Here is a 13,074-nt window from a genome sequence, read left to right as displayed (position 1 = left end):
ATCCCGGTGGGTACCGGGTCCCCGCTCACACTCCAGTGTTCACATAAGAGGCACACCGCATCCTTCCTGCAACGGTTCTACTGCATATTTCCGTTTTCCTCTTCCCGCTCTTCCTCCGCCCCGGCGCGGCGGTAGGTATCCAGTTTCTCGTACACCTGCCGGATGTCCTCCACCCGCAGGGCGAAGAGAATGGTGGGAAAGACTTCCAGTCGGCAGTCGGGGTCGGTGACCTCACCGTCCAGTACCCGCAGGATGTTGAAACGTTTGAGGAGGGCCATGGTTTCCCGCAGAGTCTTTTTGTCAATGGGCCGGTTGCGTATTTTCAGGGCCGCATACTTGTCCTGGATCTCCTGCACGGTGACCATTATGTTCTCCGTAACGTTGATTCGACGGCGCTTTTCTTCGTAACAGAGGCGCAGGATGAGGATGATAATGCTCTCTTCCAGTTTCAGGCGCAGCCGGTTATAGGCGAAATCGCTGAAGACACGGTAGACTCCAAAGGCCCGGTCCCCTTCCAGGCTCCAGCCTCCCAGCTTCAAATAGGCCCGCAGGAGGTCTTCGTGCCGTTCAATAAAATAGTAATCCCGGCGGTTTTCTTCGTTTTTGCGGGTGATGAATGTGCAGGAGAGAAGCCTGTTCACCACCCGGGTAAATTCTTCCCGCTCCGACGGAAGCAGGTGGTTCCAGTGTTCCAGCAGTTCCATCAGGCTCGTCCTTCCTTATTTTCTTTCAAAACGCAAATCTCTAAATTCAAAGCGGCCGCCGGCACAGGACACCCGGGACCTTCCTTCCCGGTGCACCCGGTAACCTACCTGGCGCGAACGCCCGTAAGCCGTAGCATAGATCAGTTTGATAAATTCCTCCACATCCTCGATGCCCAACTCCCGGGCGCAAATCTCCTTTCGCCCGGCCAGTTTTTCCATCACCCAGCCGTTGATCTTCTCGCGGGTCATGCGCCTTTCCAGTTGCTGCCGGAAGGAGCGCAGCCGCTCTCTACGGCGCTCCGGGTCAATTTCCTCCAGCTCTTGCACTTCCCGGGGCTGGTGCTGCCTGGCCGCCTCCCTCCCGGTATAGAGGGACTCCCGGTCCAGAAATCCCTGGGTGAAGAGGCTGAACAGGTGGTTCAGCTCTTCCGGAAGGTAGTCGTCGGGGCGCACGCCCTCCTGCACGCGCAACTCGGCCAGGAGTTTCAAAATTTCCATCAACTGGCCTTCCACGTCTTTACTGCTGTTCAGGATGTACTTCAACTGCTGGAAGGAAGCGTTGGCATAGCGGGCATTGCGCCGGTCGATTTCATCCAGCAGATCGTCCAGACCGATGTAGGCCTGGCGGATGTAGTCAATACGGCGGTAAATCTCCTGCCGCGCCGTGGGCAGATCCGGAAAACGCTCCCGCTGCACTTCCAGACCGGCCGTCCGGTCCACCCAGGCCGCATCGTTGTACCACTGGTTCAAACGGGCAACAATCTTCGGACGGTAGCGGGAAACGTTGTCCGAAGTTTTCAGGCGATGGTAGCTGCGGTCGATAATTTCCTCCATGTAGTCTTTAAAATGAATCTTTAAAATCTCCCGGGGCTCCTTTTCCGCCAGGACCCGTTCAATATAACGCTTGATGTTGTGATTTAAGGACTTCAAACCGTTGATCAGCTGCTCGGTCTGCTCATAGGCTTTTTCCAGAGCCAGGTTGCCCTGGCGGTCGGCCTCCTCGGAATGGAGCAAAGTGTAGGTGGCATAAACATATCCCTGGTATTCCACCTGCCGGTGGCGGCGGACCTTGTCCAGCACATCCAGGATTTTTATGGCATAATCGGGCAGGCTGATGTACTGCACGTAATTGCTGTACACCTCGCTGACCACCCAGCCCGTGGCCTCCAGCTTGCGAAGTATAAAAGCGGCCCTTTCCCGGGGCCCGGCCGGTGTATCAAAGGATTCCTCCCAGACCTCATCAGCCAGGGCCTGTTCAAAAAAGCCGTCCTTTTGTTCTATATAATCAAGAATCAGGTCAATGACCACCTCCCGTTCCATCCCGAAGGTGGTCAGCTGGTACTGGTCGTAAATGCGGAACAGGATGGCCGCGTAGTCTTGCTTTAAGGGGCTGGCCAGGACCGAAAAAAACCGCTCCGGGATGACGGCAAAGAGGTTCACTTCTAAACCCCTCCCGGGGAAATTTTGTAGCTGGAGTTGTTTTCGGCATCGCCGACAAAATTCCTCTTAATTGTATTAATTTTTCAGTGGGAAATCAAAAAACCATTTTAATCAATTGTCCTATAAACTATTGGGGTAATGGTACTGGCCCGCCCTCGGCGGGCAGGCCGGGAGGCAGTTACCTCAGTACATTTTAACCCGGGGAAATTCGCGTTTTGTTGTTAAAGATCATGTCCTGCATGGTATAATGGTGAGGGGATAAAAATGCAGAAACAAAAACAAACACCCGGGCGGCAGGGCCCGGGCGTAGCATTTGTATTGTTTTCCACTATTTGTTTTAGTATTGAACCTATCGCGGCCAAAGTCGCCTACCGGGGTGGTGCCACCGTCATGACCACTCTCACCCTGCGTTACTTTCTGGCCGCCGTAACCTTCTGGCTGCTCACCCTGGCGGGAGGTTGTCCCTTCAGGCTACCCCGCCGCCAGCTGCTGGCCGTAGTGGCTCTTTCCCTGGGAACTCAAACGCCGACCGTACTGGCTCTTTTCGAGGCTTTCCGCTACATACCGGCTGGAATGGCCATTTTATTTCTCTACTTCTACCCCACGGTGGTCACCATCCTGGCCTTTTTCTTTTTAAAAGAACCTTTCACCTGGCAGAAAGCGCTGGCCCTCTTGCTAACCCTTGCAGGATGTGCCGTAATCCTGGGACAGCCGGTGAAAACACTGGATCCACGGGGCGTGATACTGTCCCTGACCGCTGCTTTCACCTACGCAATTTTCCTGGTAGGTTCCACACGCCTGCTGGCCTCCATAGAAACCCCGGTATACAATGCCTGCGTTTCCACCATTCTGGCCCTCGCCGTGGGGGGACTTGCTCTCACCAGCAGGCAGCTGAACCTTTTCTTCAGCTCTCAAGCGCTGGTGGCCATCGGGGTGCTGGGCATCGTCTCCACCGTCCTGGCCATGGCGGCCCTTATGCGGGGGGTAAAGGAAATCGGGGCCTCCCGGGCAGCCATCATCAGCACCTTTGAACCGGTGGCTACAGCGGTGCTGGGGTTTCTGGTCCTGGGAGAAAGCCTGACCTCATGGCAGATGATCGGGGGAGCAGCCGTCCTGGCTGGCGTCTTCCTGCAAAGGCGGACGTAAGCTTTCCCGTTCCTCATGGACGACGGGAACCCTCACTGCTGTGCGACCCTTTCGAGCGGTCTGAATTTGAACCCGTAACGGACCACGCCTTCTTCCTCGTAAATCTTCCTGAAAACAGCCTTGACCGGCATACCGATGTAAATTCCTTTTTCCGGGGGATCTACCAGCTGGGCTATAACCCTGGGCCCTTCTTCGAGTTCGACCAGCACCACCGGGTAACTGCCCTGGCAATGTGCCTGCTCCGAAAACTCAGACGGTGCTCCACCCCCGGCAATAATTGTATACGAATAAACAACACCCCTGCCGCTCAGCGCCACCTCTTCAAACTCGGAACCCGTGAAGCAGTATTTACAGACGGCCTTGGGAGGGAAATTCACCCTGCCGCACTTCAGACAACGCTGGCCGACCAGCCGATAACGCTGCGGAATCGACCGCTGGTACATAGGAATGGATATGTGCGCACCCATATAATCACCTCAGATACTCTTTTTAAGCTTAAGGTAATGTATATAACTGATATACTTTTTCTCCCCGAGCAGCGCCTGGAATGACCTGGTTCTCGCCCGTAGCTGGGAGTTTAATTTAAAACTCAAGGCCTGGCTCCCCGCCCCCGCACCATACGAACCAACCAGTATTTTGTCACCGGCGGCCGCCTTATCCAGAACCCGACAGAGCCCCAGCAGGGCCGAACATGCCCCCGTGTCCCCAACCTGGCTATAAGTAAGGCCTTCATTAATTTGCTCCTCACTAAAACCCATCTTCTTGGCCAGGGCCACAGTAGTTTTAACATCATTCTGGTGCAATACCACATGGCGGTAGTCGGCGGGTTTTCTGCCAAGTTTATTTAAAAGCCCCCCTACAGAAGCTTTTACCGTCTCGTTATAGGCCATTGTTGAATAGGCCTTGACACCGATATCCCTGACATTCGTTTCCCCGGACAACCGGTAGCGCAGGCCCAGCGATTCGCCGGTATGGGCATATACTCCCTCAAATTCGAGGCCCTGTTCATCCCTGGTCAGGACAAAGGCACAGGCGGCCGCGCCAAAACCATGCTCCATATCTGTCGAAGCAGCCGCTGCCGGGGCGTCGGAAACAACTACCAGGGCATATTTTTGTTCCACCTGTGCCAGCAGGCCCAGGGCGGAGAGGAGCGCTTCCGTCCCCGCCAGGGTGGAATTGCCGTGCGTTCCGGTCAAAATGTTTTTATTTAAACCCAGGGCCTCAACAACGGTGCCCGCCATAACCTTTTCCTGGTAAGGGAAATTGGAAGAGGCCAGTGTCAACACGCCGATCCTGCCAATATCTATATCAGCGACGGCATCCCTGGCAGCTTCCACGGCCATGGTGATTGTGTCCTCATCAACATCCATGACAGCTTTTTCTTTAATTTCAGCACTGCAGCTCCCCAGGGCATTTATATATTCGTCCCTCTTAATCCGCAGGAACGGCAGGTAAGCTCCGTAAGATATGATACTTACGCTCATCACTCGTCCCCTCTCTGATAAATGAAAACTGCAGCTGTCCCACCGGACCCGCCCACATTATGCGACAGGGCAAACCTGGCATTTTTGATCTGCCGGCTGGGTTCCGCAGCTTCACCCCGCAACTGCCTGAATATTTCATAGGCCATACCGCAACCGGTGGCACCAATGGGGTGACCTTTGGCTTTCAAACCGCCGCTGGCATTGACCGGCAATTTCCCATCCAGCCGGGTCACCCCTTCTTCCAGCAGATAGTGTGCACGTCCTTCTTCACAAAAGCCCAGGTCGCCATAGGCGAGAATTTCCGCAATGGTAAAGCAGTCATGCACCTCGGCAAAATCAATGTCCCGGGGGCCGATACCCGCCTGCCTGTATGCCTCGGCAGCCGCTTTGCGCGTGGCAGCCAGGCGGGTAATAGAACCTCTATCATGAATGGCCAGGTAATCGCTGGCCGCGCCGAATCCCTTGAGGTAAACCGGCCTGCTGGTGAAACTCTTGGCTATCCTGGCATTACAGAGCAGGATAACCGCGGCTCCATCAGTAGTTGGGCTGCAGTCCCAGACGTTAAAGGGATGAGCAACCGGGACACCGTTCATGGCCTGCTCGAGGGTTATTGCTTTACGGAACTGCGCTTTTGGATTGGCCACGGCATTACTGTGGTTTTTCACGGCCACCATGGAAAGGTGCTCCCTCTTAAGGCCGTACTCATGCATATACCTGGTTGCCATCAGGGCATAAATACCGGCAAAGGTGGAACCGGCCAAGCGTTCATATTCCGTATCCCCGGAAACTCCCAGCCAGTACCTGCCTTTAGTGGAGGAAATATCCCGCATTTTCTCCACACCTGCGGCCAGTACCAGGTCAAATTTGCCGGAGGCCACCGCACAGGCTGCATTATACAGGGCAAATCCCCCAGAAGCACAGGCATTTTCAATACGAACCGCGTTCACATGAGGTAAACCCACATGTCCCATGAGTAACGGAGCCAGCTGGCCCAGCTGAAAACCGCTGCCGGCACTGAGACAGCCGATGTAAGCGGCCTGAATCATCTGGGGGTCCAGGCCCTGATCAACGCTCTGCAACATTTCCAGATATGCTTCGGCAAAGAGTTCCTTAACTCCCTTGGTCGGGAAATCCCCATAACGGGTCTGCCCGGCACCAATGATGGCTACGCCTTCCACTCGACGACACCTTCTTTCTCCAACAGCTTAGAGCTCAAATTCCTTGAGGAGCCTCTGAGCAATAATCATCCGCTGAATTTCATTGGTACCCTCATATATACGGGTAATCCTGGCATCACGGTAAAACCGTTCCACCGGAAAATCCTTCATATATCCCATACCACCGTGGATCTGAACCGCTTTATCAGCCACCCTGCCCAAAGCTTCAGAGGCAAATAATTTTACCATCGGCCCCTCTTTGACCACAGACATCCCCTGGTCCACCATCCAGGCCACCCGGTAGGTTAAAGCACGAGCAGCTTCGGTATCCGTAGCCATTTCCGCCAGCATCCACTGAATGGCCTGGAAACTGGCGATGGGCTTTCCAAACTGGATCCTCTGCTGGGCATACCTGGCGGAAAGTTCCACCAGCTTGTCACAGGCCCCTACACAACGGGCAGCCAGGGCCACCCGGCCTTTGGTCAGTATCTTTAAAGCACTGGCGTAGCCGCGGCCCACTTCTCCCAGTACGTTTTCCACCGGAACCTCGCAGTCCTCAAAAATTACTTCCGCCGTGTGGGAACCCCTCAGGCCCATTTTCTTTTCAATGGTGCCAATGGAGAAGCCGGGGAAATTCTTTTCCACCACAAAGGCGGTAAATCCGCCCCGGGACCCTTTTTCCCGGTCCGTTACAGCAATAACGGTGAAAATATCTGCCTCGGGCGCATTGGTAATGAAATGTTTCCGGCCGTTTAAAATCCACCTGTCGCCCTTCAAAACGGCCGTGGTTTTTATGTTGGTAGCGTCAGACCCGGCGTCGGGTTCCGTCAAGGCAAAGGCTCCCAGTTTTTTGCCGCTGGCCATATCAGGCAGGTACTTCCGCTTTATTTCTTCACTACCCAGCTCGACTATCCCGGTGGTGCCAATTCCCGTATGTGCCCCGATATAAGTGGTAAAACTCATATTGGCCCGGCCAAGTTCTTCCAGGAGAAGGCACCTTTCCACCATACTGAGGCCAAGGCCGCCGTATTCCTCGGGGATGCTCATACCAAACAGGCCCATTTCCTTTGCTTTATCAATCAAGTGCTGTGGAATTTTATCTTCCTCTTCGATTTGCTGGCTGTATTTTTCTACTTCGTTATCTACAAAATTTCTCAATGTACGCTTCATATCCCTGATCTCTTCTGAAATACTGAAATCCATAACCGGTCCTCCACTCTTTATTTTTGGGATCTGTTTATCTACCCTTGAATACCGCTTGACGCTTTTCAAGAAAGGCCGTGGTCCCTTCTATGCGGTCTTCAGTGGAAAAAGCTACGGTTTGAGCCAGCTTTTCGAAGAGAAGTCCCGAATTGATATCAGTATTGGCACCCACATTAATGGCCAGCTTGGCCAGTCCAACGGCCACCGGTGCCCTGGCAATGATCTTTTGAGCCATTTCCTTAGCTGCCGGCAGCAAATCTTCCGGCTGATCGACCACCTTATTTACCAGCCCGATCTCCCTGGCCTCCCGGGCGCTGATGATATCACCCGTAAAGATTAACTCTTTAGCCTTGCCAATGCCTACAAGTCTCTGCAATCTCTGTGTTCCACCGGCACCGGGTATGATACCCAGGTTGACTTCGGGCTGGCCCAATTTTGAGCGGCTGGTAGCAATTCTAATATCACAGGCCATGGCCAGCTCGCACCCGCCGCCCAGGGCAAAGCCATCTATAGCTGCAATCACAGGTTTATCCAGGTTTTCAATATCATTTAATGACTCCTGCGCCTCACTCTTTAAAACTTCCAGGGTCTCACGTTCTCTAAGCGACCTGATATCAGCCCCGGAAGCAAAAGCCTTGCCACCCGCTCCGGTTATGATCACAACACGCACGTCTTTATCAAATTTGCATTCCCGGATGGCACTCCGAATTTCAGCCCATGTTTGAGGATCCAGGGCGTTGCGCACCTCCGGCCGGTTAATGGTAAGCAGTGCGATATGACCCTCTTTTTCCAGCAAAATGTTCTTGTATGTCATCAAAACCACCTCTCCAAGAACTGCAATACCACCACAGCAGTGGTTCCTGTCTCACCGCCAGCAACCCGTGCGGAAAGGTCCACATAAAACCCGCCGGGAAGAACGGTTCCCGGCCGTTTCTCCCCGGCCCCTGATCAAGTTGAACAGTGAGCGTATTTACTTGCTGTAATCATAGAAGCCTTTACCGGTTTTGCGTCCCCATTCTTTTTTCAAAAACTTCTCCACAATTATCGGTGATGGTTTATACCTGGGGTCGCCGGTCTCCTGGTAACGCTCCATGCTGATGTAGTATGTCAGGTCGATACCGGTGAGGTCCAGGAGTCTAAACGGCCCCAGGGGGTGACCAAGAGCAAGAACGACTGCCGTATCAATGTCCTCATAAGATGCGATGCCCATATCGTATAAATAAAGCGCTTCATTTTTAATTGCGGACACTATGCGGTTCACTAAAAATCCATAGATCTCTTTTTTCAAAAGGACGGGCGTCTTCCCCATCTTCCTGGCAACTTCCATAACGGTCTGAGCAGTTTCTTCAGAAACATGCGGTCCTTTCACTACTTCAACCAGTTTCATCACCAGCGCCGGGTTAAAGAAGTGCATGTTGCACACCTTTTCAGGACGGCTGGTAGCGTCGGCAATCTTAGAGCTGACAATGTACGAACTGTTGGTTGCCAGAATCGTATGGGCCGGGCAGATCTTGTCCAGCTGCGCAAATATCTGGCGTTTGAGGTCCAGCTTTTCGATTACAGCCTCTATCACCAGGTCTGCATCCCTGGCGGCTTCGTTCAGATCACTGGTGAAGGAAAGCCTGGCCCGGGCGGCCCTGGCATCTTCTTCTGAAAGTTTCCCCTTGGCCACCCGTTCGGGTAGATAAGTGTCGGCAAACTGTTCAGCCTTTTGCAAAACTTCCTGGCTGATATCGGTGCACGTCACTTTAAAGCCGGCCAGAGCCGCACAGAGCGCTATTTGATGCCCCATGTTACCCGCCCCGACAACGCAGATCGACTTAACATCAGCAATGCCCATGTGTTCAATCACTCCTTCAAAACATTGTATTTAACCAACTAAACTCAATCTTTTATTGGTTCTGGTCCAGATCTTTAATTTCTCAGCCTGTTTGATTAATTCTTCTCTAAAGTCGGGGTGGGCGATACTGATCAACAATTCCGCCCGCTGCCAGGTGGATTTACCCTTGAGGTTGACCTTGCCATATTCCGTGACCACATATTGCACCACCGTTCTGGGTACGGTTACTATCCCGGCAGGTGCAATCATAGGCACAATCCTGGAAACCTTCCTGTCTTTTACTTTTTTAGTCGAGCTCAGGCAGATAAAGGCTTTACCGCCTTTTGAGCGAAATGCTCCATAAGTAAAATCGAACTGTCCGCCGGTCCCGGAAATATGCCGGGCCCCCACGGATTCCGAACACACCTGGCCATACAGATCTATCTCTATAGCATTGTTTATAGCAATTTGCTTGTCGTTCCTGGCGATCACATCCACATTGTTGGTATAATCCACCGGGTAAATCGCACATGCTGGATTATTGTGAATGAACTCGTAGAGCCTGGCATCACCAAGTGCGAAGGTGTAAACCATTTTAAACCTGTCTATCGTTTTCCTGGCCCCGGTTATCTTACCTGCTTCGTATAAATCGAGAAAGGAATTGCACAGCATCTCACTGTGTACACCCAGGTCCTTTAAATCGGAATCCGCCAGCATTTTACCTATGGTATTGGGCAGACCACCTATACCCAGCTGGAGACAGGCCCCGTCTTCAATTTCTTCCACAACCAGGGCTGCTATTTTTTTATCCACCTCGGTGGGAGGAATAGTAGGCACTTCAAATAGAGGTTCATTATTGCCTTCGACAATGTAATCCACTTCGGAGATGTGAATACCCTCTTGAAAACCCCCCAGGCAGCGGGGAGCATTCTCGTTTACCTCTACAATAACCGTCCTGGCCTTTTCACAGACCGCCCGTTCATATGAGCAGGAAACACTGAAATTAAAGAAGCCTTTTTCGTCCATGGGGGTGGTAACTATCATGGCCACATCGGGCCCGTCCTGCCCGCTCCGCACAATAGCGGGCGCCTCGGAATACAGACCGGGGATGTGATAAGCCAGCCCATCATTATGCAACTTCCTGTCAGCACCGCTGAAGAAACTGTTGTTGTAAATAAAGTGTTCCTGCTCCGGATCAGCAAGCGCCACCTGTACCGGATGTACTGCACAGACCCCTCTTACCTTGACATTGAACAATTCATTTTTCCGCCTGGCCAGTGCCTCATCCAGTACCCGCGGGGTCATGGCAAAATGGCTGTAAGCCACCCAATCGCCGGATTTCACCGCCTTTACGGCTTCGTCGGCAGTTACAAGCTTGCGCTTGTATTCTTCTTGATAGGCGTTCATGCTTTAACCCCCTTTTAATTAGCCGCTCACTTCCGGTTGGGTGAACCATGTTCAGCCAACCCATTCCCAAATGGCCGCAGCCCCCTGCCCGTGACCCACACACATGCTTTCCACCGCGAACCTGGCACCATAGTACGGCATTTCGTGCATCAGTGTGGTGGCTATCCGGGCACCTGTACAGCCCAGGGGGTGCCCCAGAGCTATGCCGCTACCCCGGGGGTTGAGTAACGGGTGGTTTCTAATCCCCAGCTTTTCAGTGCAGTACACAGCCTGTGAGGCGAAGGCCTCATTTATTTCCCAGAGGTCTATCTGATCCAGCGTCATGCCAGCCTGCTGCAAGGCCTTAGGGATAGCCACGGCCGGGCCGATGCCCATAATAGCGGGGTCCACACCAACAACTGCATAGGCTACGAGTTTCATTTTCGGTTTGAGGCCCAGCTCCTTGATCTTTTCCTTGCTGGCTACCAGAACAGCGGCGGCCGCATCGCTGATCTGACTGGAATTGCCGGCAGTTACCGTAGCTTTTTCATCCTGCAGAAAGACCGGTTTTAATTTGGCCAGTGCTTCCAGGGAAGTATCCGGTCTGATTCCCTGATCACGGTCAACCACCATTTTCCTGGTGCCACCGTCCTCTGCAGGGACCTCCGTTTCCACAGGCAGGATCTCTTCTTTAAACAAGCCTTCAACAGTGGCCTTATGAGCCTTCATATGGCTTTCATAGGCAAACTGGTCCTGCTTCTCACGGCTGATATTAAACCTGCGGGCAACCATTTCAGCCGTGTATCCCATTGAAATCATATTCGGGTCGCAGAATTCACCCAGCCTGGGATTGTGGTCGGAACAGGTTCCCATGGGAACGTGAGTCATATGCTGAACGCCTCCGGCTATTATCAAATCAGCCCACCCCATAGCTATGGTGGCAATAGCAAAGGATATGGTCTGCAACCCGGAGGCACACATGCGGTCCACCGTACAGCCGGGAACACTGTAGGGCATTCCGGCCATAATGGTTGCGTAGCGTCCGATATTGCTGCCCATTTCCTTCAACAGCGTGGTGCCACCCAAAATAACATCATCCACCTGTTCCCGTTTTTTCCCGGTTATACCTGCCCGCTCAAGCAATCCATTGATCACCAGAGCGGCCAGGTCGTCTGCCCTTATATTGGCAAACCAGGACTTTTTCCCAGCCTTGGCTATGGCCGTGCGAACTCCTTCCACCAGGTACACTTCTCTCATCTTTTGCAACAGCCCCTTTCTTTAGGGTGACAGGTATTCAGCAAATCAACTGATAACCAGGGCTTCTTCCGGGCATTCCAGGGCAGACTTATCCGCCTCTTTAATCTGGCTGGCCAGCATGTAAACATTGGGCAGAATGTTATTGATAAAATATCTGGCGGCAGCTATCTTACCCGCATAGTAGTTATAATCATGGTGATTGGCGCCCAACTCTTGAATTTTACGTCTGGCCACCAGCGCCTGATCCATTAATGATTCCGCGGCAAACAACTGAGCACAGCAGGTAAGGACACGGAGTGCATAAAGCGGAATCAACTCACCCTTTTCAGCCATATTTGCATAGTAAGAAGCGTACAGGTCCTTAATATCGGCCATACATTGGTAAGCTTTTTCCAATTTACTCATTTCTGAGACAAAGCCGTCTGCATCTTTATTCCGCTCGATAAATTCTTTCCGCTCCTCCAGCCAGCCGGCAAACGGCAGGCCGTCCTTCATCCTCATCTTGCGGCCGACCAGATCCATGGCCTGAATAAATGACGTCCCTTCCCAAATGGAAAGTATCTTGACGTCGCGAGCATACTGAGAAACAGGATATTCTTCCGTGTAACCAACGCCGCCGTGCACCTGGATGGCCAGCGCGACCATCTGCCACGCGGTTTCACTGGCGTAGGTTTTAATGAGCGGGGTTAAAATATCCGCAAATCCACGGTAGCGGGCCGTCTTTTCCTTGTCTGTGCTGTGTTCGGCAAAATCCAGGTAATAGAAACCCCTGAAGATCATGGCCCTGATTGCTTCAACCTGAGCCTTCATTTCCATGAGCATTCTTCTTATATCTTCATGTTTGATAATCGGCACCCGGCCCGCTTTGGGGTTGGTGAAAGGACGCCCTTGAATGCGCTCGGTGGCATAGCGGGAAGCAAAGTAATAAGCCGCGGCCATCTGAGCCAGGGCGTTATGGCCCGTCCCTATGCGCGATTCGTTCATCATATGGAACATCATGGCCAGTCCTTTTGACCTGCCTTCGCTGTCCGGCGGGTCCCCCACCAGGATCCCACGGCAATTATCATTTTCACCGAAACTCAACATGGCCGTGGCGGATCCTTTGAGCCCCATCTTTTTTTCAATAGCGATGCAGGTGACATCATTGGGCTCCCCGAGGCTGCCGTCATCGTTCACCCATATCTTGGGCACTATGTACAGCCCCAAGCCGCTGGAACCCGGCGCACCACCTTCCGGACGGGCCAGCACCATGTGAATTATATTTTCGCCCAGATCCACTTCGCCACCGGTTATAAACATCTTGGTGCCTTTGATTTTATATATCCTGGGGTCGCCGGTGGGATAAGCCCTCGTAGTGGCGTCACCTACATCCGACCCTGCGTTAGGCTCGGTCAGGCACATGGTGCCGCTCCATTTCCCGCTGAGCATATTTTTAAGGAACAACTTCCGGTCTTTATCCGTACCGAACCGGTAAATAA

12 protein-coding genes are annotated in these 13,074 nt (G+C 52.9%); 1 reads left to right on the top strand and 11 read right to left on the bottom strand.

The window, feature by feature from the left end:
- Nucleotides 1–77 precede the first annotated feature (77 nt).
- Together ACPLUI_RS00310 and ACPLUI_RS00305 are read right to left on the bottom strand one after the other, a co-directional pair.
- Nucleotides 78–704: a DUF4194 domain-containing protein gene (locus tag ACPLUI_RS00310; RefSeq protein WP_424658276.1), complete on the bottom strand. Its 627-nt coding sequence runs from the start codon at nt 702–704 to the stop codon at nt 78–80.
- A 15-nt stretch (nt 705–719) separates the two neighbouring features.
- The gene (locus tag ACPLUI_RS00305) at nt 720–2,144 is read right to left on the bottom strand and encodes a Wadjet anti-phage system protein JetA family protein (RefSeq protein ID WP_424658275.1); all 1,425 of its coding nucleotides are present in this window, start codon (nt 2,142–2,144) and stop codon (nt 720–722) included.
- 264 nt (nt 2,145–2,408) lie between these two features.
- On the opposite strand from ACPLUI_RS00305, the gene ACPLUI_RS00300 reads away from it, so the two are divergent.
- Complete coding sequence (locus ACPLUI_RS00300) at nt 2,409–3,290, top strand: DMT family transporter (protein ID WP_424658274.1); 882 nt, start codon at nt 2,409–2,411, stop codon at nt 3,288–3,290.
- Nucleotides 3,291–3,322: 32 nt separating this feature from the next.
- Here ACPLUI_RS00300 and ACPLUI_RS00295 read toward each other — a convergent pair whose 3' ends face one another.
- From ACPLUI_RS00295 to ACPLUI_RS00255, 9 genes are all read right to left on the bottom strand, one after another.
- Nucleotides 3,323–3,757: a Zn-ribbon domain-containing OB-fold protein gene (locus tag ACPLUI_RS00295; RefSeq protein WP_424658273.1), complete on the bottom strand. Its 435-nt coding sequence runs from the start codon at nt 3,755–3,757 to the stop codon at nt 3,323–3,325.
- Between the two features lie 9 nt (nt 3,758–3,766).
- Nucleotides 3,767–4,774 carry a hydroxymethylglutaryl-CoA synthase gene (locus tag ACPLUI_RS00290; protein ID WP_424658272.1) on the bottom strand — a complete coding sequence of 336 codons (1,008 nt, stop codon included), beginning with the start codon at nt 4,772–4,774 and terminating at the stop codon, nt 3,767–3,769.
- Nucleotides 4,774–5,952, bottom strand: coding sequence for a thiolase domain-containing protein (locus ACPLUI_RS00285; RefSeq protein WP_424658271.1), 1,179 nt, complete (start codon nt 5,950–5,952; stop codon nt 4,774–4,776). The genes ACPLUI_RS00290 and ACPLUI_RS00285 overlap by 1 nt, the downstream gene beginning before the upstream one ends.
- 27 nt (nt 5,953–5,979) lie before the next feature.
- Nucleotides 5,980–7,134, bottom strand: a complete 1,155-nt coding sequence (locus tag ACPLUI_RS00280) for an acyl-CoA dehydrogenase family protein (protein WP_424658270.1) — start codon at nt 7,132–7,134, stop codon at nt 5,980–5,982.
- Between the two features lie 34 nt (nt 7,135–7,168).
- A complete protein-coding gene (locus ACPLUI_RS00275; RefSeq protein WP_424658269.1) occupies nt 7,169–7,948 on the bottom strand; it encodes an enoyl-CoA hydratase-related protein in 780 nt (259 codons plus the stop codon).
- A gap of 156 nt (nt 7,949–8,104) precedes the next feature.
- Nucleotides 8,105–8,974: a 3-hydroxyacyl-CoA dehydrogenase family protein gene (locus ACPLUI_RS00270; protein ID WP_424658268.1), complete on the bottom strand. Its 870-nt coding sequence runs from the start codon at nt 8,972–8,974 to the stop codon at nt 8,105–8,107.
- 30 nt (nt 8,975–9,004) lie between these two features.
- Nucleotides 9,005–10,360: an acetyl-CoA hydrolase/transferase family protein gene (locus ACPLUI_RS00265; protein ID WP_424658267.1), complete on the bottom strand. Its 1,356-nt coding sequence runs from the start codon at nt 10,358–10,360 to the stop codon at nt 9,005–9,007.
- 51 nt (nt 10,361–10,411) lie between these two features.
- Entirely contained in the window at nt 10,412–11,596 is a 1,185-nt protein-coding gene (locus ACPLUI_RS00260; protein ID WP_424658266.1) for a thiolase family protein, read from the bottom strand.
- Nucleotides 11,597–11,641: 45 nt separating this feature from the next.
- A partial coding sequence (locus tag ACPLUI_RS00255) for an acyl-CoA dehydrogenase (protein WP_424658265.1) occupies nt 11,642–13,074 on the bottom strand: 1,433 nt, incomplete at its 5' end.

It is taken from the genome of Desulfofundulus sp., assembly GCF_049701015.1.
Lineage (GTDB): Bacteria > Bacillota > Desulfotomaculia > Desulfotomaculales > Desulfovirgulaceae > Desulfofundulus.
This window is presented reverse-complemented; position numbering and strand designations above follow the sequence as displayed.

Coding starts and splice junctions, on each gene's coding strand:
- ACPLUI_RS00260 (WP_424658266.1), bottom strand. CDS start 11,596: ATGAGAGAAGTGTACCTGGTGGAAGGAGTTCGCACGGCCATAGCCAAG.
- ACPLUI_RS00265 (WP_424658267.1), bottom strand. CDS start 10,360: ATGAACGCCTATCAAGAAGAATACAAGCGCAAGCTTGTAACTGCCGAC.
- ACPLUI_RS00275 (WP_424658269.1), bottom strand. CDS start 7,948: ATGACATACAAGAACATTTTGCTGGAAAAAGAGGGTCATATCGCACTG.
- ACPLUI_RS00290 (WP_424658272.1), bottom strand. CDS start 4,774: ATGAGCGTAAGTATCATATCTTACGGAGCTTACCTGCCGTTCCTGCGG.
- ACPLUI_RS00310 (WP_424658276.1), bottom strand. CDS start 704: ATGGAACTGCTGGAACACTGGAACCACCTGCTTCCGTCGGAGCGGGAA.
- ACPLUI_RS00300 (WP_424658274.1), top strand. CDS start 2,409: ATGCAGAAACAAAAACAAACACCCGGGCGGCAGGGCCCGGGCGTAGCA.
- ACPLUI_RS00280 (WP_424658270.1), bottom strand. CDS start 7,134: ATGGATTTCAGTATTTCAGAAGAGATCAGGGATATGAAGCGTACATTG.
- ACPLUI_RS00270 (WP_424658268.1), bottom strand. CDS start 8,974: ATGGGCATTGCTGATGTTAAGTCGATCTGCGTTGTCGGGGCGGGTAAC.
- ACPLUI_RS00295 (WP_424658273.1), bottom strand. CDS start 3,757: ATGGGTGCGCACATATCCATTCCTATGTACCAGCGGTCGATTCCGCAG.